Source organism: Lysobacter sp. P5_B9, assembly GCF_054049835.1.
Map to the genome: position 1 here is coordinate 312274 of NZ_JBFULP010000005.1, position 21009 is coordinate 333282.

A 21009-nucleotide genomic window follows, 5' to 3' on the forward strand; every position below is an offset into this window, starting at 1 on the left:
CGCGGCTGGAGTCCACGTACCTTGGCCACGGGTGTGCCGCGGTCGGCAGTTCGCTTTGGCTTCGAAGACATTTCGATTCCCCTGGAGGACGCGATGCGCCCATCAGGTCCAAACGCCTCCGGCCGATCAAAGCGGCCGCTTGCCCGGGTCTCCCGCCACTTCGCGCACCAGGCGCGGCACCAGGTAGCCCGAAAGCCGCGCCGCTAGTGCCGCGTGAAGGCGTTTGGCTTCCTCGTCGCTGACTTCGAAATGCGCGGAGCCCTGCACCCGGTCGAGCTGGTGCAGGTAGTAGGGCAGCACGCCTGCCTCGAAGCTGCGTTCGCTCAACGCGCTTAGCGCCTCGACACTGTCATTGACTCCGCGCAGCAATACCGCCTGATTGAGCAAGGTTGCGCCGGCGCAGCGCAGGGCTGAACAGGCCTGTTCGACACTGGAATCGATTTCAGCCGCATGGTTGGCGTGCAGGACCACCGTCACCGGCCAGGGCAGGCCGCGCAGCCAGGTGAGCAGGGGGGCGTCCACGCGCTCGGGCAACACGACCGGCAGGCGGGTGTGGATGCGCAGGCGCCTGAGGTGCGGCACCCGGGCCAGCGCATCGGTGAGTTCGGCCAGCTTGGCCGTGGCCAGGGACCAGGGATCGCCACCGGACAGGATGACTTCGTCGATGTCCGGGTCGGCGCGGATCAGTTCGACCGCTTGCCGCCAGTTGCCCGCAGCGGCGGTTTCGGAGGCGTAGTCGAAGTGGCGGCGGAAGCAGTAGCGGCAGTGGACCGCGCAACTGCCGGTGGTGACCAGGAGGGCGCGGCCACGGTATTTGCGGATCACACCGTCGGCGGCCTTGGCCGCGCCGTCACCGACCGCGTCCAGGCCGAAGCCGGGCCTCGGCTGCATTTCGTCGTCGAGCGGGAGCACCTGGCGCAACAGCGGGTCGCCGGGATCGCCATGCCGCATCTTCGCGACGAAGCCGCGCGGCACCCGCAGCCGGAACTGGGCCGCCGCCGCATCCGAGATGTTCAGTGCCGCCGATTCGAGGCCCAGCAGCGCCAGGAGTTCGCGCGGGTCGCGGATGGCCTCGCGCCACAGTTGCTGCCAGCCGGGCGCCTGGGGCGGGGTGCGCTGTTTGAGGGCGGGGGCAACGGGTATCATGTCGGATCGCGATTTTCCGGCGCTGCCGATCTCGCGCAGCAAAGCCCGATATTTTAGCCGTTCCGCCGCCCCGCGGCGGCAGGGCGCACCGATCACTTTTTCAGGAGTTACACCCATGGCCAGCCTGGGCATGAATGACGTCAAGACCGGACAGAAGATCCTGGTCAATAACGACCCGTGCATCATCACCGAGACTGAATACGTCAAGCCGGGCAAGGGTCAGGCCTTCACCCGCATCAAGTACCGCAGCATCAAGTCGGGCCGTGTGGTCGAAATGACCATGAAGGCGACCGACAACGTCGAACAGGCGGACGTGGTCGACACCGACATGCAGTTCCTCTACGCCGACGGCGAGTACTGGCACTTCATGAACCAGGAGTCCTTCGAGCAGGTCCAGGCCGACAAGGCCGGCATGGGCGGCGCCGAGAAGTGGCTCAAGGGCGAGGAAGAGTGCGTGGTCACGCTGTGGAACGGCACCCCGATCGCCGTGCAGCCGCCGAATTTCGTCGAGCTGAAGATCACCGAGACCGACCCGGGCGTCCGTGGCGACACCTCGGGCGGCGGCGGCAAGCCGGCGACGCTGGAAACCGGCGCGGTGGTCCGCGTGCCGCTGTTCGTCGGCCAGGATGAGGTGATCAAGGTCGACACCCGCAGCGGCGAGTACGTTTCGCGCGTCAAGTGACGATTTGGCCCGTGGCCGCTTAGCGGCCACGGCTTTGCCAAATCTTCGGACCAAACGGCATGACGGAAACCGAATGACGACCCAACCCGAAGCCTGCGACCTCCTCATCGAAGCCGGCTTCGTGGTGCCGGTCGAGCCGCACGGCGTGGTCCTCGAAAACCACGCCGTTGCCATTCGTGACGGTGTGATCCTCGGCCTGCTGCCCATCCATGAGGCGCGGGCCCGCTACCAGGCGAAGGAAACCGTATCGCGTCCCGACGGCGCCCTGATCCCCGGGCTGGTCAACGCCCATACGCACAACCCGATGACCCTGCTGCGCGGGGTGGCCGACGACCTGCCGCTGATGGAATGGCTGCAGGGCCACATCTGGCCGATCGAGGGCGCGGTCATCGGTCCCGGATTCGTCGCCGACGGCATCGCCCTGGCCATCGCCGAAATGCTCCGTGGCGGCACCACCTGCGCCAACGAGAACTACTTCTTTCCGGACGTGCAGGCCGCGGTCTACAAGCAGCACGGCTTCCGTGCGCGCGTGGGCCTGCCGGTCATCGACTTCCCGACCGCATGGGCGAAATCCGCGGACGAGTACTTCGACCGCGCCACCGAGGTGCACGACCAGTGGCGGCACGACCCGCTCGTGGCCACCACCTTCGCGCCGCACGCGCCCTACACGGTGAGCGATGCGAATTTCGAGCGCATCCGCATGCTGGCCGACCAGCTCGACGTGCCGGTGCACCTGCATACGCACGAGACCGCCCATGAAGTGGCCGAATCGCAGCAGAAGCTGGGCCAGCGTCCGCTGGCGCGCCTGGATCGCCTGGGCCTGGTCAATGACCGCCTCATCGCCGTGCACATGACCCAGCTCACCGATGCCGAGATCGCGCTGTGCGCGGAACGCGGCGTCAGCGTGGTGCACTGCCCGGAATCCAACCTCAAGCTTGCGTCCGGGTTCTGCCCGATAGGCAAGCTGCAGAAGGCGGGCGTGAACATCGCGCTCGGCACCGATGGCTGCGCCAGCAACAACGACCTCGACATGTTCGGCGAAACCCGCACGGCCGCGTTGCTCGCGAAGGCGGTGGCCGGGGATGCCTCGGCCTTCGACGCCGCCAGCGCCCTGCAGGCCGCGACCCTGGGCGGAGCGCGCGCGCTGGGTTTCGAGGCGCAGATCGGTTCGATAGTGACTGGCAAGCAGGCGGACCTGGCCTGCGTCGACCTCGGTCAGCTGGAAACGCAGCCCTTGCACCACGTGATCTCGCAGCTCGTCTATGCCGCCGGGCGCCATCAGGTCAGCGATGTCTGGATCGCCGGCAAGCCGAAGCTGCTGGAGCGCGTGCTGGTCGATATCGACCCCGATGCGCTGGTCGCCAACGCGCGGCAGTGGCGCGATCGCATCGCGGCGATAAGAATTTCCTGAGTTTTGTTCGTCGTCCCGGCGAAAGCCGGGATGACGGACTGAGAGAATCCTGGGATGAACACGACTACATCCAACGACAACTTCAGCCAGGCCGAACTCGACAAGTTCGGTGCGCTGGCGCAGCGCTGGTGGGACCCGGAAGGCCCGCAGAAGGCGTTGCACGCGCTCAACCCGGCACGCCTGGGTTACGTGGCCGATCGCGTGAAGTTGCAGGGCGCCGCCGTACTCGACGTGGGTTGTGGAGCGGGCCTGCTCAGCGAAGCGCTCGCACGCAATGGCGCGCAGGTGACGGCGCTTGACCTCGCCCCCGAGTTGATCAAGGTCGCCAAGCTCCATCGCCTGGAAAGCGGCATCGACGTCGACTATCGCCTGCAGTCCGCCGAAGCGCTGGCCGGGGAAATGCCCGGGAAATTCGACGCGATCACCTGCATGGAGATGCTGGAGCACGTCCCCGATCCGGCCGCGATCGTCCAGGCCTGCGCGACGATGCTGAAGCCCGGTGGCCGCCTGTTCCTGTCCACGCTCAACCGCACCCCGGCCGCATTCGCGCTGGCGATCGTGGGTGCCGAGTACATCGCACGCGTTCTTCCCAAGGGCACGCACCAGTACCGTGACTTCATCAAGCCGTCCGAACTCGCCGCGTGGCTGCGCGCCGCCGGGCTGCAGCTCGAAAATGTCAGCGGCCTGATGTACGAGCCCTGGCGCAATTCGGCACGCGTGGTCTCGCGCACCGACGTCAATTACCTGGCGTGCGCGCAAAAGCCCGCCCTCGATTAACCCAAAACCCGACAGGGTCTGCGCCGCGCGCGCCGCTGATAGAAATCACTTCCCCGCCTATTCGCATGCAGCCATCCCGCTTCCCCAAAGCCGTCCTCTTCGACCTCGACGGCACCCTGGTCGACAGCGCGCCGGATTTCATCGCGGTGATAAATCGCATGCGCAGCGATCGTGGTCGCGGTGCAATGGCGCTGGACGATCTGCGTCCGGTTGTCTCGAAAGGCGCCCGGGCGATGCTCCGCGCAGGTTTTCCCGACGTCGAAGCGAGTGAACGTGAGCGCTGGGTGCAGGAGTTCCTCGATCTCTACGAACTCGAGCTTGGCCTGCACGGCAAGCCGTTCGATGGAATCGAAGCGATGCTCGCCGCGCTCGAGGCAAACGGTTCCACCTGGGGCATCGTCACCAACAAACCCGAATACCTCGCGAAAAAGCTGATGCCGCTGCTCGGCTGGCAGACGCGTTGCGCCGTGCTGGTCGGTGGCGACACGCTGCCGGTACGCAAGCCCGATCCCTTGCCGTTGTTGCACGCGGCGCAGGTGATCGGGGTCCCGGCCGAGGCATGCGCATACGTCGGCGACGACGAACGCGACATCGTCGCCGCGCGCGCCGCGGGCATGCCGTCGGTGGTGGCGCTGTGGGGCTACCGCCTGCATGAAGACGACCCGTTTGCCTGGCAGGGCGACGTCCTGATCCACGAACCGGGCGAGTTGTGCGAGGCCGCTGCCTGGCCGGGCGTCGCTTAGTCACCGCATGAGCGACCAGGAAGCCCTCGACAGTTTCATCGACAAGTGGCGCGCGCGCTGGCCGGAGTGGTCGGTCGCGGAAGTCTTCGTGCCACGCGAACAGCGCGAACCCGTGCTGGCGTGGATGGCCTTGTTGCAGGAACTCACCGATGCCGCCTGGGGTGGCAGCGATCCGCGACCCGGCGAAGCGAAGCTGGGCTGGTGGGTCGAGGAGCTGCAGGGCTGGTCGCGCGGTATCCGCCGGCATCCGCTGGGGCAGGTGCTGCAGAAATCGCCCGCTCCCTGGATGCAGCTGGCGGCATCGCTGCCGTCGTTGCGCGGCAGTCGTGAGCGGCCCGTGGATGCAGAAGACGCGTTTGCGCAACTTGGCACCGTGGTGGAAGCCGTGGCCGTGATCGAGCAGGGATTGTTTGGTGCAGGTCCGGGGGCACGCGAAGTCATCGCTGCAAACCTCCTGCAGCTGCGCCTCGCGCATCACCCGGGCGATGCCGCGCCGCTGCAGGTGCTGGCCATGGCCGGGGAGGGCGGCGCGATCGCGGAATGGACCCGCCAGCTTGCCGTGCGCATCCCCACGCATGGCGCGACGAGGCCCCGCCGCCTCTTGGCAGGCCTGGCGCGTGCAAGATTGCGTCGCGGTGAAGCCGTGCAACCCGTGCCGGCCCTGCAGGCCCTTTGGGCCTCATGGCGCGCCGCGCGCGAATGAATCAGCGTGCTGAACCAGTGTGCTGATCAATGGGCGCTCGCTGGACCGGTCCGTTCCGCCTGCATGAAGGCCGGGGGGCGCAGGCCCGGTAGAATGCCGCACATTGCGATCCCCGCCCCAGACCCCACATCAAGCCCCGTGACTTCGCGCATAGACCCCTCCCGACGCCTTCCCGACGTGGCCTTCGACGCCGCGGCCCTGGCGCGTCCGCTGGACTGGGTCGGCATGTCGAACATTGCGCTGCCGCTGCGCGTGGCGTCGGCGGGTGAGACGATCACGGTGCCGGCTGCCGTCGATGTTTCCGTCGACCTGCGCGACGCGAATGCACGCGGCATCCACATGTCGCGGCTGTACCTCGAGCTGCAGCATGCTTTCGCCAGCGAAACCGTCACCCCGGCCGGTCTGCGCCGCGTGCTGCAGACGCTGGTGGACACCCAAGGTGGACTGTCCACGCGGGCGCGCCTGGTCCTGCGGTACGAGCACCTCATGCTGCGTCCCGCACTGGCCAGCGAGCATTCGGGCTGGAAGCGCTATCCGGTCGAGATCGACGCATCGCTGATCGATGGCCACCTGCGCTTGGGTCTGCGGTTTTCGGTCGAATACTCCAGCACCTGTCCGGCTTCCGCCGCACTGTCGCGCCAGCTCAATGCCGAGCGCTTCGCCGAAGACTTTGCCGATGCACGGCCGCTGTCGTCCGCGATCCACGAATGGCTTGCGTCCGAACGTGGGCTCGCGGCCACGCCGCACGCGCAGCGAAGCCGAGCCGATGTGCACGTCGAGTTACGCCACGCCTTCGACGAATTGCCGCTGACCTCGCTGGTCGATGCGATCGAGGCCGCCCTCGGTACTCCGGTGCAGACCGCGGTCAAGCGCGAGGACGAACAGGCCTTCGCCCGTCTCAATGCCGAGAACCTGATGTTCTGCGAGGACGCCGCGCGCCGCGTCGCGGCCGCGCTGTCGGCGGATTCGCGCGTTGAACGCTATGACGCGCAGGTGTCGCATTTCGAGAGCCTGCACGCACACGACGCGGTGGCCCGGGTTTCAGGCGAAGGTCGCGCGTAACGCGAGCGTTGGGCCGCGCGCGGCGGCGCGTTCATCATCACGGCAATTGCATTTCCATCTGGCGCGGTGCCGGCGAACTACGCCTAGCAACTTATTTTTTGCGTTCGAGCACCAGCAGCGGATCGATACGCACGTCGAACCAGTTCATCCCCCAATGCAGATGCGGCCCCGTAGCGCGCCCCGTTGCACCGACGGCGCCGATCACCTGGCCCTGCGCAACGCGGTCGCCCACCTTCACGTCGATGCGCGACAGGTGCAGGAAGTTCGAGCTAACGCCGTGGCCGTGGTCCAGCAGGACAGTTCCCCCGGTGAGATAGAGACCGGGATTCGCAAAGGTGATGATCCCCGCCGCGGGCGCCAGTACCGGTGTGCCCTGCGCGGCGGCGATGTCCATGCCCGAATGCGGAGGCTTCGGCGTGCCGTTGTAGATGCGCTGGTTGCCGAAGCGACCGCTGACGCGACCCTGTACCGGCCAGATGAAGGGCTGCGCGAAGTCCGCACGATCGTCGTCGCGGACGCGGGCTGCCGACACGAGTGCCTGTTCGCTTTCGATGCGTGCCGCGATTTCGGGCGGTGGATTCACCGTGTCCGGCGGGACTCCATCGATGCGTTCGATGGGCCAGTCGCGGGGCGCCACGGAGATCGTCGCGGTTTCACGGCTGCCGTCGCTGCGCCTCACATCGATCTGCAGCGGGCCGGTGGCATCGCGACCGATGCCGAATACCACCGTGCCGTAGGGCGTCGGACGCAGTGTGTGTCCGCCGAACAGCACCGTGCTGCCCGCCGGTACCTTGCCGAATACCAAGGCTCCCTGCGAGACGATGGCCGGAAACACCACGCGCTGGTCCGAAGCGGTGGGCGGCGCCGGTTCGGGAGCTCGCATAGGCGCTTTCACGTTCGCGCCGTTTGCGCACGCGGCAAGCGACGCGAGGAGCGCCGCCGACGCGAATCTCCTCAACGATCGAACTCCAGCCGCTGCCCCATCGCATCGCCGAGCAACTGGCGGCCGTCCCAGGCGAGCACGCCGTTCACCCAGGTCGAGGCGATGCGTGAATGGAAGGTCATGCCATCGAACGGCGACCAGCCACATTTGGACAATATGTCGTCGGTTTGCACGGTCATCGGCGTGTCGTCGACGAGCACCAGGTCGGCGGCATAGCCTTCGCGCAGGAAGCCGCGATTCTTGACGTTGAACAGCTGCGCGGGCGCGTGCGCGAACTTCTGCACGACCTGCGCGGTAGTGAGCTTGCCTTCGTGCACCAGTTCCAGCGCGGCGACCAGGGCGTATTGCACCAGCGGCAGTCCGGATGGCGCTTGCAGGTAGGGCTTCGCCTTCTCTTCGAGCGTATGCGGGGCGTGGTCGGTCGCAAGCACGTCGATCACGTCGCTCGCCAGCGCCGCGACCAGCGCCTCGCGGTCCGAGGCGTCCTTGATCGCCGGGTTGCACTTGATCAAATTGCCGAGGCGTTCGTAGTCGGAGCGATCGAAGCGCAGGAAATGGATGCAGGTTTCCGCGGTGATGCGCTTGCCTTCGATCGGGCCGGCGTCGAACAGCGCGAGTTCGTCGGCGGTGCTGATATGCAGTACATGCAGGCGGGTGCCGTGCCTGCGCGCGAGCGAAATGGCGAGTTCGGTCGACTTCTTGCAGGCCTCGCGGGAACGGATGTCCGGATGGCAGGCCACCGGGATGTCGTCGCCGTACTTGGCCTTGTAGCGGGCCAGTTCGGCTTCGATCATCGGGGTGTCTTCGCAATGCGTGATGATCGGCGTCGGTGCGTCGCGGAAGATTGCGTCGAGCACCTGCGGGTTGTCGACCAGCATGTTGCCGGTCGAGGCGCCCATGAACACCTTGATGCCCGGCGCCTTGCGTGGATCCAGGCGCCGGATCGCCTCGAGGTTGTCGTTGCTGGCGCCCATGTAGAACCCGTAGTTGCCCCAGGCCCGTCCATTTGCGCGACGGTACTTGTCCTCCAGCGCCGCCGAATCGAGTGTCGGTGGCGACGTGTTGGGCATGTCCATGAAGGTGGTCAGGCCACCGGCCACGGCCGCTGCGGATTCCGTGGCGATGTCGGCCTTGTATTCGAGTCCCGGTTCGCGGAAGTGGACCTGGTCGTCGATCATGCCCGGCAGGAGGCGGCGGCCGTTGGCATCCACCACGGTTTCGTTGCCGCGTACGCGCAGGCCTGTGCCGATCTCGGCGATTCGACCGCCCTCGATGCGCAGGTCGCCGTCGAATTCGCGACCCTCGTTGACCAGGCGGGCGTTGACGATCAGTGTCGATGACATTCGGCGTTCCTGTCAGGTGATGGTTTGGCCGGCGGCACCGGATCCAGGCCGCCAGGGTGCAGGGGATGGCAGCGCAGCACCCGGCGCGCGGCAAGCCAGCTGCCCTTGATCGCGCCGAAGCGCGAAATGGCTTCCATCGCGTAAACCGAGCAGGTGGGATGGAAGCGGCAGGCGGGTCCCAGCAAGGGGCTGAGCCAGCGTTTGTAGCCTCGCAGCATCAGGATAAGGAGGCGATCTATCACGATTCCTTCATGCCAGCAGGCAGTTACTTGGCGGCAATGCACCGGGAGCATTGGTTTGCGCCGGTTTCGTAATTCTTCAAGTGCAGAAAACCGCGGTGGTGCGCGGTTGCCGCGGTAGCCGGGGCAGGGTATAACAGCGCGCTTTCCAGATACAGGGGCACGCTGTAGGGGCTGACGAAAGGCGATTGCTTTTTCCAGCCTGGCCCCCAACTCTGGCCGTCCGGACCAAGTGCAATGGGTGTTTAAGCAACCTTGCAGGATGTTCGAGCGTTCATTCGAAGGAACAGAGGACACGCCGCTCGTGGCAGCAAAGAAACCCGCGAAGAAGGCCGCCAAGGCCACCAAGAAGCCGGCTGCCAAGGCCGCCCCGAAGAAGTCCGCGGCGAAAAAGCCTGTCGCGAAGCCCGCGGCGAATAAGGCCGCTCCCGCCAAGAAGCCCACGAGCAAGCCTGCCGCGAAGAAGGTCGTGGCGAAGAAGGCAGCCCCGGTCAAGAAGCCGGTCGCCAAGGTCGCCGCCAAGAAGGCCGCGCCCGCTGCGAAGAAGGCTATGCCGGCCAAGACCAGCAAGGCGCCCGCCAAGACCACGGCCAAGCCCGCTCCGGTCAAGACCGCTCCGGTCAAGACCGCCCCCGCCAAGAACACCAAGCCCGCCCCCGCCAAGGCTGCGCCGGCATCCGCCCCCAAGCCCGCCACGGTGGTGAAGAAGCCGGCACCGCGTCCGGCGACCAAGACCGCCCCGGTCCCCGTGGCAGCCGCTCCCGCAAAGCCGGCCGCTCCTGCCAAACCCGCGGCCAAGGCCACCGATACCGTGAAATCCGCATCCACTCGCTCGCCGGAAATCCCGGCGCGCCCCGCACCGCCGCAACGCCCGGCTGGCAAGGTTGCCGTTGCCGTCGCCGCTAGCAAGGACAAGGCCCCGGCTCCGCGCGGCAAGGTCAAGATCGTGGAATACAAGACTGATGAGGCCACTGGCCGCCCGATCGTCCCCAAGGGCTACCTGCCTTCGGCGGACGAGGAATACATGAGCCCGCTGCAACTCGAGTACTTCCGTCAACGCCTGCTCAAGTGGCGCGGTGACTTGGTCGAGGAATCCAAGCAGACCATCGAGAACCTCAAGGACGAAGTGCGCGACGTCGGCGACGAAGCCGAACGCGCCACCCGCGAAACCGAGAACTCGCTGGAACTGCGCACGCGCGACCGCTACCGCAAGCTGATCAGCAAGATCGACAGCACGCTCAAGCGCGTGGATTCGGGCGACTACGGTTTCTGCGTCGACACCGGCGAGGAAATCGGACTGGAGCGCCTGGAAGCCCGTCTCACCGCCGAGCGCACCATCGATGCGCAGGAGCGCTGGGAGCATATGCAGAAGCAGATGGGCGACTAGTTTCCCTGGCTTGCGCATGCAAAAGCCCCGCTTCCGGCGGGGCTTTTTCGTTTGTGCGGCAGAGTGGATGCGCTAATGCAATTCGCGCAGGTCCAGCCGTCGCAAACGCGGCGCCAGCCTGGATGTCGCCGCAACCACGAGCAGCGTCATGCAGCCGCCGAAAACGATGGAGGGCACCAGGCCCAGCAGTCGTGCGGCCACGCCGGATTCGAACGCCCCCAGTTCGTTGGAGGATCCGATGAAGATGCCGTTGATCGACGACACCCGGCCGCGCATGTGGTCTGGCGTCGCCAACTGCAGGATGGTCGAACGCAGGACCACGGAAACGCCGTCGCACATCCCGGACAGCATCAGCATCAACGCTGCAAGCCACAGATGCCGCGACAGTGCGAATCCGATGATGCACAGCCCGAAACCCGCCACCGCGAGCAGGAGCACACGGCCTGCGTGTCGTTGCAGGGGATGCCGGGCCAGGTAGAGTCCCATCAGCACCGCGCCGGCCGCGGGCGAGGCGCGCAACAGCCCCAGGGCTTCCGGTCCCAGGTGCAGGATCTCGTTGATGAAGGCCGGCAGCAGAGCCACCGCGCCGCCGAACAACACCGAGAACATGTCCAGCGCCTGCGCCCCCAGCACCACCTGCGTGTTGAAGACGAAGCGCAGGCCCTCGCCGATGCTCTTGAACACCGGCGCGCGCTCGGCGGGCAGCGGGGGCTCGGAGACACGCAGGGTGGCGACGGCTATGGCGGCGGCGGCAGCGAAGGCCGCCGCCACCAGATAGGCCGTGGTCTTGCCGCCCCAGGCCACCAGGATGCCGCCCAGCGCCGGGCCGAGCACCAGCCCCGTCTGCATGACCACGCTGCTGATGCCCGCGCCGCGTGGAAACTGCTCGCGCTTGAGCACGCGTGCGAACAGCGACATGTACACCGGCGCCAGGAAGGCACGTACCACGCCGTTGACGGCGATCGCCGCATAGATGGCGAGTGTTCCGAAACGTCCGATGCCGGCGGGCAGCACGCCGCCGGCAATGCCCGCCAGGGCCAGCGTGGTGGCCAGCAGGCCGGTGCAGGCCGCCATGCCCAGCTTGCGGCGCGGCAGGTGGTCCACCGCATAGCCGGCGAACAGGGCGAAGCAGAAGTAGGGGATGACTTCGGCCAGGCCGATCAGGCCCAGGGCGAAGGCATCATGCGTGATTTCGTAGACGTGCCAGCCGACGGTTACGGCGACGATCTGGTAGGACAGCAGCGCCAGCAGGCGATAGCCGAGCAGGCCCGTGAAGCCGCGATTGCCCAGCAGCGCCGAGATGCCAGCCGGTCCGGCCGCTGCCGTGTCGCTCACAGCGCCTTGCGCGCGTGATCGTGGATGAAGCCGAGCAGGGCGACCAGGCCATTGCTGCGCGTGGGCGAGAGGTGCTTCGCAAGCCCGATGTCGGCGATGTAATCGGGTTCGGTAGAGAGGATCTCCTGCGCGCTGCGGCCCGAATACACGCGCAGCGCCAGGTAGACCAGTCCCGAAACGATGGCCGAGTCGCTGATCGCCTGGAAATCGAGCCGTTCTGCGTTGCCCGAAGGCACGATCCAGACCATGGACTGGCAACCGAGCAGGCGGTGTTCCTCGGTCTTCCATGCGTCCGGGAAGGCGGGCAGCTTGCGGCCGAGGTCGATGAGGTACTGGTAGCGTTCCGACCAGTCGCCGAAGAAGGCGAATTCGTCGCGGATCGCGCCCTGTGCTTCGATGGCGCTGGATTCGAGGGGGAAGGTCGAGGCATCCATGGGGCGATTTTACCGCGTGTGATCGCGCGACTTCTTTGCGCGATCACTACGAAGGGGCAAGCCCCCTGCGCCTGCACGGGTCATCCACGCTTCCAGCGCACGCCCTGCGCGGTGTCTTCCAGCACGATGCCTTCGCCGGCGAGCTGGTCGCGGATGGCGTCGGCGCGGGCGAAATCGCGGGACTTCTTCGCGGCATTGCGCTCGTCGATCAGCATCTGGATGCGCGCATCGTCGTCGCCGGACGTCCCGCGCGCGAACCATGCCGCGGGATCCTGCTGCAGCAGGCCCAGTGCCAGTCCCGCGCCCAGCAGCTCGGATTTCAGGCGCTGCCGGTCGCCCGCCGATTCAGTTTTGCGCGCTTCGCCGGCGATCCGGGCGATTTCAGCCAGCACGGACGGGGTGTTGAGGTCGTCGTCGAGGGCGGCCTCCACGCTGGCGGGAATCCGGGCGTCGGCTTCGACATCCGCCAGGTCGCGCAGGGTCCCGTACAGGCGGTCCAGCGTGCGGATGCTCTGTTCGATCAGCCCGTCCGACCACTCCAGCGGCTGCCGGTAGTGCGCCGACAGGAGGGAGAAGCGCAGCGCTTCAGGCGGGTGCTCGCGCACCAGGTCGTGCACGCGCTGGATGTTGCCGACCGACTTCGCCATCTTGGCACCACCGAAATTCAGCATGCCGTTGTGCAGCCACCAGCGCGCGAATGGCCTGCCGCCATGCGCGCATTCGCTCTGCGCGATTTCGTTCTCGTGGTGGGGGAACTGCAGGTCGACGCCACCGGCGTGGATGTCGATGGTGTCGCCGAGGTGCGCCTCGGCCATCGCCGAGCATTCGATGTGCCAGCCGGGGCGCCCGTAGCTCCACGGGGAATCCCAACCCGGCAGGTCGCCGGTGGACGGCTTCCACAGCACGAAATCGCCCGGATCGCGCTTGTACGGCGCCACTTCCACGCGCGCACCGGCGAGCATCTCCTCGGTATCGCGGCGCGACAGCTTGCCGTAGCCCTCGAAGCTGGCCACGGCGAACAGCACATGGCCTTCCGCGGCATAGGCATGCCCGTGGTCGATCAGGCGCTCGATCATGTCGATGATCTGGGCGACATGGCCCGTCGCCGTGGGCTCCAGGTCCGGCGCACGCACGCCCAGCGCGCCCATGTCCTCGCGGTAGGCGGCGGCGAACTTGTCGGTGATGACCGAGATCGGCACGCCCTGTTCGCCGGCGGCGTTGTTGATCTTGTCGTCGATGTCGGTGATGTTGCGGGCGTAGGCCAGCCCGCCATAGCGGCGGCGCAGCACGTCGGCCAGTACGCCGAACACCACGGGTCCGCGCGCATTGCCGATGTGCACGTAGTTGTAGACCGTCGGCCCGCACACGTACATGGTCACGCGGGCGGGGTCGAGCGGCGCGAAGAGTTCGACGCGGCGCGTCAGGCTGTTGAAGAGGTGCAGGCTCATGGGGGATGTCGCGGGGATTGCGGACAATTCTAGCTGCCTAAAGCCGGGATTCAGGGCCTTGGGGCGTCTGTCGCCTACAATCCCCCGGTCCCCGCGAACCCGAGTGCGATGATCCGTCTTCGTCTGTTGCTGCCCCTCCTGCTGATCTGCCAGGCCATCGCGGCCGGTCCGGTAGCTGCGCAGCACACGGTCATCCAGCAGGAGAACGTGCGCTACGACTATGCGCAGGTGCTTCGCGTGACCCCGGTTTACCAGACCCTGACGGCTTCCCGCACCGAACAGCGCTGCGAGCCCGTGGCCGATGCGAAGAAGGATTCGCGCATCTCGCGTGCCGTCGTGGCGATCAAGGACGCCCTGCGCCGCGAGGACGACAAGGCGACCAACTGCAAGTCGGTGTCCGTGGAGCGCGAGTTCCGCCGCCCCATCGCCTACGACGTCGATTACGTCTACAAGGGCGCCAAGTTCCGCTCGCGCCTGCCCGAGGACCCGGGCAACCGCCTGCGCATCCGCATCGCCATCACCCCGGCCGTGCCCGGCGCCGCTACGCCTTGACCCATTCCGGCCGATCGCGGCCTGCCGGTTGCGCCCGCGGCCCCCACGTGCGAGCATTCGCGCCCTCATGAAGCCCCTGCGCGCCGACGCCGATGTGATGACCTCCGCCTGGATGGCGGCGGGCATGACTTCGCGCGCGCGCCGACCGTTGCCGCCACTTCTGGCTGGGTAACGGCGTACACGCCTTCGTTCCAACGATGGCATGACACTCGAAAAGCCCAGCCTGTGCGCTGGGCTTTTCTGCTTTTCCGGCCCAGCGACATCTTCCGATTCGTTTCTTGGAGACCGCGATGAAGCCTGCTGCAAACCGACACTTCCTCAACACCCAGGACTGGTCCCGCCCGGACCTCGACGCCCTGCTGACGCAGGCCGCGATCTTCAAGCGCAGCAAGTTCGGCGACGAACTCAAGGGCAAGTCGATCGCCCTGGTGTTCTTCAATTCCTCGCTGCGCACGCGGACCAGCTTCGAACTGGGCGCGTTCCAGCTCGGCGGCCACGCCATCGTGCTGCAGCCGGGCAAGGACGCATGGCCGATCGAATTCGACCTGGGCACGGTGATGGATGGCGAGACCGAGGAGCACATCGCCGAAGTGGCGCAGGTGCTGGGACGCTACGTTGACCTGATTGGCGTGCGCGCCTTCCCGAAGTTCGTCGACTGGACGCTGGATCGCCAGGACCGCGTGCTCAACGGCTTCGCGAAATATTCGCCGGTGCCGGTGATCAACATGGAAACGATCACCCACCCGTGCCAGGAGCTGGCGCACATCCTCGCGTTGCAGGAGCACTTCGGCACCACCAACCTGCGCGGCAAGAAGTACGTGTTGACCTGGACCTACCACCCCAAGCCGCTCAACACCGCGGTGGCGAACTCGGCACTGACCATCGCCACGCGCATGGGCATGGACGTCACGCTGCTGTGCCCGACGCCGGACTACATCCTGGATGAACGCTACATGGGCTGGGCGGAGCAGAACGTCGCCGAGAGCGGCGGTTCGCTCATCGTCAGCCACGACATCGAAAGCGCCTACCGCGGCGCCGACGTGGTTTACGCCAAGAGCTGGGGTGCGCTGCCGTTCTTCGGCAACTGGGCGCCGGAAAAGCCGATCCGTGACCAGTACAGGCACTTCATCGTCGACGAAGCCAAGATGGCCATGACCAACGACGGCGTCTTCAGCCATTGCCTGCCGCTGCGCCGCAACGTCAAGGCCACCGATGCGGTGATGGATTCGCCGCGATGCATCGCCATCAACGAAGCCGAGAATCGCCTGCACGTGCAGAAGGCGATCATGTCGGCATTGGTCAGCTGAGGATTTCTCCTTCCCCCGCTTGCGGGGGAAGGTCGGGATGGGGGCAGCAGCGCCCCGCATCCTCACCCCCACCCCAACCCTCCCCCGCAAGCGGGGGAGGGGTTAGATCAGAGAGAGATTCGAATGAACAGTAGAGACATCGTCCTCGCCTTTTCCGGCGGCCTCGACACCTGAGGATTTTCTCCTTCCCCCGCTTGCGGGGGAAGGTCGGGATGGGGGCAGCAGCGCCTCGCATCCTCCCCCCCACCCCAACCCTCCCCCGCAAGCGGGGGAGGGGTTAGATCAGAGAGAGATTCGAATGAGCACCAAAGACATCGTCCTCGCCTTTTCCGGCGGCCTCGACACCAGCTTCTGCGTTCCTTACCTGCAGGAGCGTGGCTGGAACGTGCACACCGTGTTCGCCGACACCGGCGGCGTCGACGCCGAGGAGCGCGCCTTCATCGAACAGCGTGCCGCCGAACTCGGCGTGGCTTCGCATGTCACCGTCGATGGCGGCCCGGCGATATGGGAAGGCTTCGTCAAGCCGTTCGTCTGGGCGGGCGAGGGCTACCAGGGCCAGTACCCGCTGCTGGTCTCCGACCGTTACCTGATCGTCGATGCCGCGCTCAAGCGCTGCGACGAGTTGGGCACGAAGGCCATTGCGCACGGCTGCACCGGCATGGGCAACGACCAGGTGCGCTTCGACCTGGCGGTGAAGGCCTTGGGCGACTATGAAATCGTCGCGCCGATCCGCGAAATCCAGAAGGAACACACCGAAGTCCGCGCCTACGAACAGAAATACCTGGAAGAGCGCGGTTTTGGCGTGCGCGCCAAGCAGAAGGCCTACACGATCAACGAGAACCTGCTCGGCCTGACCATGTCGGGCGGCGAGATCGATCGCTGGCAGGCGCCGGGCGAAGGCGCGAGAGGCTGGTGCAAGCCGCGCGCGGAGTGGCCGGCGCAGGCGTTGCAGGTCAGGCTCAGCTTCGTCGACGGCGAGGCGGTTGCGATCGATGGCCAGAAGATTGAAGGACACAAGCTGCTGGCACGGCTCAATGGCCTGTTCGCCCAGTACGGCGTCGGCCGTGGCATCTACACCGGCGACACCACGATCGGGCTCAAGGGTCGCATCATCTTCGAAGCGCCGGGCCTGATCGCCCTGCTGGCCGCGCATCGCGCGCTGGAGGAAGCGGTGCTGAGCAAGCAGCAGAACCGCTTCAAGCCCGAAGTTGCCCGCAAGTGGGTGGAGCTGGTCTACGAAGGCTTCTTCCACGATCCGCTCAAGACCGACCTGGAAGCGTTCCTGGCCTCGAGCCAATCCACCGTCACCGGCGACGTCGTACTGGAGACGCAGGGCGGCACGGTGAATGCAATCGCGATCGAGTCGAAACACATCCTCAACGCCAAGGGCGCGACCTACGCGCAGGCGGCGGACTGGGGCGTGGCCGAGGCCGAGGGCTTCATCAAGCTGTTCGGCATGAGCAGCACGCTCTGGGCCGAAGTCAACCGCAACTGATCCGGCAGAACGCACATGCTCGATCAAGTCCTCAAACACCTGGAAGCACTGGTGTCCTTCGACACCCGCAATCCGCCGCGCGACATCGGCACCGGCGGCATCTTCGACTACCTGCGCTCGCAGCTCGAAGGCTTCCGGGTCGAAGTGACCGACCACGGCGCGGGCGCGGTGTCGATGCTTGCCGTGCGCGGTAATCCGACGCGGTTGTTCAACGTCCACCTGGATACGGTGCCGTCGTCGGAGGCATGGTCGGCGAATCCGTTGAAGCTGCGCCTCACCGGCGATCGCGCGATCGGACTGGGCGCGTGCGACATCAAGGGCGCGGCGGCGGGGCTGCTCGCGGCCGCGGCGGGGACCGGCGGTGACGCCGCATTCCTCTTCAGCACCGACGAGGAAGCCAACGACGCCCGTTGCATCGCCGCCTTCCTGGGCAAGGACCATGGCTTCCGCGAAGCCATCGTCGCGGAGCCGACGAAGTGCGAAGCCGTGCTGGCGCACCGTGGCATCGCTTCGGTGCTGATGAAGTTCCGCGGCCATGCCGGCCATGCCTCCGGCGCCGACGCGCTCCACGCCAGCGCGCTGCACAACGCCATGCGCTGGGGCGGTGCCGCGCTGGAGTTCGTCGAGTCGCAGTCGCACCAGCGCTTTGGCGGCCTCACTGGCCTGCGCTTCAACATCGGCCGCGTCGAAGGCGGGATCAAGGCGAACATGATCGCGCCCAGTGCCGAGGTGCGCTTCGGTTTCCGGCCGCTGCCTTCGATGCCGATGGATGCGTTGCACGAGCATTTCCGCTCGTTGCACGGCTCGGCGGCGATCGAGTCCTACCAGGAAACCTTCCACGGCCCCTCGCTGCCCAGCGGCAACATCGCCGGTGCGGAGCAGCGTCGCCTCGAGGCACGCGACCTCGCCGATGCGCTCGAACTGCCCATCGGCAACGCGGTGGATTTCTGGACCGAGGCTTCGCTGTTCTCCGCGGCGGGACTGACTGCGATGGTCTACGGTCCCGGCGACATCGCCCAGGCCCACACCGCCGACGAATGGGTCGCACTCGACCAGCTTTCCACCGCTGCTTCCACCTACCAGCGCCTATTGGCGCAATGAACGCTGAGCTCCAACCGACAATGACCGATATGCGCAACACGATCGTCCGCCTACTGTCCAACATGGCCAGCGCGAAGGAGATCCAGCAATACCTCAAGCGTTTCTCGCAGGTCGACGCATCCCGCTTCGCGGTGGTGAAGGTCGGCGGCGCGGTGCTGCGCGACGACATCGACGCGCTGGTGTCGTCGCTCGCTTTCCTGCAGCAGGTGGGCCTGACACCCATCGTCGTGCACGGCGCCGGTCCGCAGCTCGACGAGGAAATGAAGCGCGCGGGCATCGAGAAGCGCACGGTCAACAACCTGCGCGTGACCGATGGTCCGGTCCTGTCGGTCGTGCGCCGGGTGATGCGCGAGGAGAACCTCAAGCTGGTCGAGGCGCTGCAGGCGCAGGGCGTGCGCGCGACGTCGATACAGTCGGGTGTATTCGAAGCCGAATTCCTCGACCGCAACGTCTATGAGCTGGTTGGCAAGGTCACGCGCGTCGACACCGACGGCATCCAGGCTGCAATCAAGGTCGAATCGATTCCCGTGATCGCGTCCCTGGCGGAGACCGCCGACGGCCAGATCGTCAACGTCAATGCGGACTGGGCCGCGAACGAGCTGATCAAGACGCTGCAGCCGTACAAGATCGTGTTCCTCACCGGCACCGGCGGCCTGCTGGACGAGAACGGCAAGGTGATCGATTCGATCAACCTGTCCACCGAGTACGAGCACCTGGTTGCCCAGCCCTGGATCCACGGTGGCATGAAGGTCAAGATCGAGCAGATCAAGGACCTGCTGGACGTGCTGCCGCTGTCGTCGTCGGTGTCGATCACCCGGCCGGCGGAACTGGCGAAGGAACTGTTCACCCATCGCGGTTCCGGTACGCTGGTGCGCCGCGGCGAACGCGTGCTGAGTGTCGAGCGCTGGGACCAGCTCGACCTCGCGCGCCTGCGCAGCCTGATCGAATCCGCCTTCGGCCGCATGCTGCTGCCGGATTACTTCGAGCGCACGAAGCTGCATCGCGCCTACGTCAGCGAAAACTACCGTGCGGCGGTGATCCTCACGGACGAGGGTGGGTTCACTTACCTGGACAAGTTCGCCGTGCTAGACGAGGCGCAGGGTGAGGGCCTCGGCCGTGCCGTGTGGCAGGTCATGCGCGACGAGAACCCGCGCCTGTTCTGGCGCTCGCGCCGGGGCAATCCGGTCAATACGTTCTATTTCTCCGAAAGCGACGGCTGCATCAAGGAACCGAAGTGGAAGGTGTTCTGGTACGGCCTGCAGAATTTTGACGAGATCGCGCACTGCGTCGAGCATTGCCGCACGCGCCCGGCTACCTTGAAGGACTGACGTGAACGCAGAGCATTCTATCGACCCCTGGCAGCAGCCGCCCATGCTGCGTGGCACGCACGTGTCACTGGAGCCCTTGCGGCGCGAACACGCGGACGGATTGCGCAACGCACTGGGCGAGGGTCGCCTGTGGGAGCTCTGGTACACGAGCGTGCCGCGTCCCGAGGCGATCGAGGACTACATCGACACGGCACTCGCCGCCCAGACCAGGGGCGATGCACTGGTCTTCGCCGTGCTCGATGCCGCGGGTGCGGTCGTCGGAACCACGCGTTATTACCAGCTGGACCGCAACGTGCCACGACTCGCAATCGGCTACACCTGGTACGCGACGCGCGTACAAAGGACCGGGCTCAACACCGAGGCGAAGCTCCTGCTGCTGGCGCATGCGTTCGAGGCCATGCAATGCGCGGCCGTCGGTTTCGAGACCAGCTGGTTCAACCTGGCATCGCGTGCGGCCATCGCGCGCCTGGGAGCCAGGCAGGACGGCGTGCTGCGCAACCACATGCGTCATCGCGACGGCACCCTGCGCGACACGGTGGTGTTCTCCATCCTCGCCAACGAATGGCCGGCGGTGAAGGTCAACCTGCAAGGGAAGCTGGCGCGCCATGACTGACGCATCCGCACGGAAACGCATCGGCATCGTCGGCGCCCGCGGCTACGTCGGCTCCGAGCTGATCCGCCTGGTCGCCGCGCATCCGCACTTCGAACTGGCATTCGTCTCCTCGCGTGAGCGCGAGGGCGAACGGTTGCGAGACCACGAATCCGGCTACGCCGGCGACCTGGCCTACGTTGCCCATGGTCCCGAAGCCGCGGCAGGGCAGGGTGTCGATGCACTGGTACTGGCCTTGCCCAACGGCAAGGCGGCGCCCTTCGTTGCGGCCATGGATGCGATCACGCCGCAGACGCTGGTGATCGACTTGTCCGCGGACTACCGCTTCGACGACAGCTGGTATTACGGCCTGCCCGAATTGACGCGCGGCAACTATCGAGCGCAGCGCCGTATCAGCAATCCGGGTTGCTATGCCACGGCGATGCAGCTGGCGATCGCGCCGATGCGCGACGTGCTCGAAGGCGCGGTGCAATGCTTCGGGGTGTCGGGCTATTCCGGCGCCGGCACCACGCCGTCCGACAAGAACGATCCGGACAAGCTGCGCGACAACCTGATGCCCTACGCGCTCACCGGCCATGTGCACGAGCGCGAAGTGACACGCCAGCTCGGCCATGCGGTGGAATTCATGCCGCACGTCGCCCCGCATTTCCGCGGATTGACCATCACCGCCAACCTCCACCTGGCCCGTGCAGTTACGCGTGAGGAAGCGGTTGCATGCTATCGCGAGCGCTACGCGCGCGAGCCGCTGGTGCGGGTCGCCGACGAGGCCCCGTGGGTCAGCGCCATCGCGAACGCGCACCACGTCGATATCGGCGGTTTCGCGATCTCCGACGATGGCCGCCGCCTCGTGGTCGTCTCGACCGAAGACAACCTGCTCAAGGGCGCTGCGACGCAGGCGCTGCAGAACCTCAACCTGGCGTTCGATCTCGAAGAAACCGCCGGGATCCCACTTTAAGGAAGCCC

General features: G+C 66.4%; 21 protein-coding genes. 14 read left to right on the forward strand and 7 right to left on the reverse strand.

All coding sequences use genetic code 11. From position 1 onward, the window contains the following. Nucleotides 1-126: 126 nt before the first annotated feature. Nucleotides 127-1146, reverse strand: coding sequence for an EF-P beta-lysylation protein EpmB (gene epmB, locus ACXJJ9_RS12460; RefSeq protein ID WP_457097506.1), 1020 nt, complete (start codon nucleotides 1144-1146; stop codon nucleotides 127-129). A 115-nt stretch (nucleotides 1147-1261) separates the two neighbouring features. Here epmB and efp point away from each other — a divergent pair, with 115 nt between their 5' ends. The 6 genes from efp to folE2 all read left to right on the forward strand — a co-directional run bounded on the left by efp (nucleotide 1262) and on the right by folE2 (nucleotide 6524). Further along, nucleotides 1262-1828: an elongation factor P gene (efp, locus tag ACXJJ9_RS12465; RefSeq protein WP_056130307.1), complete on the forward strand. Its 567-nt coding sequence runs from the start codon at nucleotides 1262-1264 to the stop codon at nucleotides 1826-1828. A 73-nt stretch (nucleotides 1829-1901) separates the two neighbouring features. After that, entirely contained in the window at nucleotides 1902-3239 is a 1338-nt protein-coding gene (locus ACXJJ9_RS12470; protein ID WP_457097461.1) for a TRZ/ATZ family hydrolase, read from the forward strand. A gap of 54 nt (nucleotides 3240-3293) precedes the next feature. After that, nucleotides 3294-4016, forward strand: coding sequence for a bifunctional 2-polyprenyl-6-hydroxyphenol methylase/3-demethylubiquinol 3-O-methyltransferase UbiG (ubiG, locus tag ACXJJ9_RS12475; RefSeq protein ID WP_457097462.1), 723 nt, complete (start codon nucleotides 3294-3296; stop codon nucleotides 4014-4016). A gap of 65 nt (nucleotides 4017-4081) precedes the next feature. After that, nucleotides 4082-4759, forward strand: a complete 678-nt coding sequence (locus ACXJJ9_RS12480) for a phosphoglycolate phosphatase (RefSeq protein ID WP_457097463.1) — start codon at nucleotides 4082-4084, stop codon at nucleotides 4757-4759. Nucleotides 4760-4766: 7 nt separating this feature from the next. Then, nucleotides 4767-5462, forward strand: a complete 696-nt coding sequence (locus ACXJJ9_RS12485) for a phytoene/squalene synthase family protein (RefSeq protein ID WP_457097464.1) — start codon at nucleotides 4767-4769, stop codon at nucleotides 5460-5462. Nucleotides 5463-5600: 138 nt separating this feature from the next. Beyond that, the gene (folE2, locus tag ACXJJ9_RS12490; RefSeq protein ID WP_457097465.1) at nucleotides 5601-6524 is read left to right on the forward strand and encodes a GTP cyclohydrolase FolE2; all 924 of its coding nucleotides are present in this window, start codon (nucleotides 5601-5603) and stop codon (nucleotides 6522-6524) included. Nucleotides 6525-6615: 91 nt separating this feature from the next. Here folE2 and ACXJJ9_RS12495 read toward each other — a convergent pair whose 3' ends face one another. The 3 genes from ACXJJ9_RS12495 to yidD all read right to left on the reverse strand — a co-directional run bounded on the left by ACXJJ9_RS12495 (nucleotide 6616) and on the right by yidD (nucleotide 9103). Then, on the reverse strand, nucleotides 6616-7407 hold the full coding sequence (locus ACXJJ9_RS12495; protein WP_457097466.1) for a M23 family metallopeptidase: 792 nt from the start codon (nucleotides 7405-7407) through the stop codon (nucleotides 6616-6618). A 71-nt stretch (nucleotides 7408-7478) separates the two neighbouring features. After that, nucleotides 7479-8810, reverse strand: coding sequence for a dihydroorotase (locus ACXJJ9_RS12500; RefSeq protein WP_457097467.1), 1332 nt, complete (start codon nucleotides 8808-8810; stop codon nucleotides 7479-7481). Further along, nucleotides 8795-9103 (reverse strand): membrane protein insertion efficiency factor YidD, encoded by a 309-nt coding sequence (gene yidD, locus ACXJJ9_RS12505; RefSeq protein ID WP_457097468.1) that lies wholly within the window; start codon nucleotides 9101-9103, stop codon nucleotides 8795-8797. Before yidD ends, ACXJJ9_RS12500 begins: the two co-directional genes overlap by 16 nt. Nucleotides 9104-9353: 250 nt before the next feature. On the opposite strand from yidD, the gene dksA reads away from it, so the two are divergent. After that, nucleotides 9354-10436: an RNA polymerase-binding protein DksA gene (gene dksA / locus ACXJJ9_RS12510; RefSeq protein WP_457097469.1), complete on the forward strand. Its 1083-nt coding sequence runs from the start codon at nucleotides 9354-9356 to the stop codon at nucleotides 10434-10436. A gap of 72 nt (nucleotides 10437-10508) precedes the next feature. Here the strand turns inward: dksA and ACXJJ9_RS12515 are convergent, their stop codons facing one another. The 3 genes from ACXJJ9_RS12515 to cysS all read right to left on the reverse strand — a co-directional run bounded on the left by ACXJJ9_RS12515 (nucleotide 10509) and on the right by cysS (nucleotide 13653). Beyond that, nucleotides 10509-11771, reverse strand: coding sequence for an MFS transporter (locus ACXJJ9_RS12515; protein ID WP_457097470.1), 1263 nt, complete (start codon nucleotides 11769-11771; stop codon nucleotides 10509-10511). Next, a complete protein-coding gene (locus tag ACXJJ9_RS12520; protein WP_457097471.1) occupies nucleotides 11768-12205 on the reverse strand; it encodes a SufE family protein in 438 nt (145 codons plus the stop codon). The genes ACXJJ9_RS12515 and ACXJJ9_RS12520 overlap by 4 nt, the downstream gene beginning before the upstream one ends. A gap of 80 nt (nucleotides 12206-12285) precedes the next feature. Further along, the gene (gene cysS / locus ACXJJ9_RS12525) at nucleotides 12286-13653 is read right to left on the reverse strand and encodes a cysteine--tRNA ligase (RefSeq protein WP_457097472.1); all 1368 of its coding nucleotides are present in this window, start codon (nucleotides 13651-13653) and stop codon (nucleotides 12286-12288) included. A gap of 108 nt (nucleotides 13654-13761) precedes the next feature. Here cysS and ACXJJ9_RS12530 point away from each other — a divergent pair, with 108 nt between their 5' ends. The 7 genes from ACXJJ9_RS12530 to argC all read left to right on the forward strand — a co-directional run bounded on the left by ACXJJ9_RS12530 (nucleotide 13762) and on the right by argC (nucleotide 21001). Further along, nucleotides 13762-14205: a hypothetical protein gene (locus ACXJJ9_RS12530; RefSeq protein WP_457097473.1), complete on the forward strand. Its 444-nt coding sequence runs from the start codon at nucleotides 13762-13764 to the stop codon at nucleotides 14203-14205. A gap of 290 nt (nucleotides 14206-14495) precedes the next feature. Beyond that, nucleotides 14496-15512: an N-acetylornithine carbamoyltransferase gene (locus ACXJJ9_RS12535; RefSeq protein ID WP_457097474.1), complete on the forward strand. Its 1017-nt coding sequence runs from the start codon at nucleotides 14496-14498 to the stop codon at nucleotides 15510-15512. A gap of 298 nt (nucleotides 15513-15810) precedes the next feature. Further along, nucleotides 15811-17007 carry an argininosuccinate synthase gene (locus ACXJJ9_RS12540; protein WP_457097475.1) on the forward strand — a complete coding sequence of 399 codons (1197 nt, stop codon included), beginning with the start codon at nucleotides 15811-15813 and terminating at the stop codon, nucleotides 17005-17007. A 15-nt stretch (nucleotides 17008-17022) separates the two neighbouring features. Next, the gene (locus ACXJJ9_RS12545; RefSeq protein ID WP_457097476.1) at nucleotides 17023-18108 is read left to right on the forward strand and encodes an acetylornithine deacetylase; all 1086 of its coding nucleotides are present in this window, start codon (nucleotides 17023-17025) and stop codon (nucleotides 18106-18108) included. Then, the gene (locus ACXJJ9_RS12550) at nucleotides 18105-19436 is read left to right on the forward strand and encodes an acetylglutamate kinase (RefSeq protein WP_457097477.1); all 1332 of its coding nucleotides are present in this window, start codon (nucleotides 18105-18107) and stop codon (nucleotides 19434-19436) included. The genes ACXJJ9_RS12545 and ACXJJ9_RS12550 overlap by 4 nt, the downstream gene beginning before the upstream one ends. Nucleotides 19437-19479: 43 nt before the next feature. Continuing rightward, nucleotides 19480-20049: a GNAT family N-acetyltransferase gene (locus tag ACXJJ9_RS12555; RefSeq protein ID WP_457097507.1), complete on the forward strand. Its 570-nt coding sequence runs from the start codon at nucleotides 19480-19482 to the stop codon at nucleotides 20047-20049. After that, a complete protein-coding gene (argC, locus tag ACXJJ9_RS12560; RefSeq protein ID WP_457097478.1) occupies nucleotides 20042-21001 on the forward strand; it encodes an N-acetyl-gamma-glutamyl-phosphate reductase in 960 nt (319 codons plus the stop codon). Before ACXJJ9_RS12555 ends, argC begins: the two co-directional genes overlap by 8 nt. Nucleotides 21002-21009 lie beyond the last annotated feature (8 nt).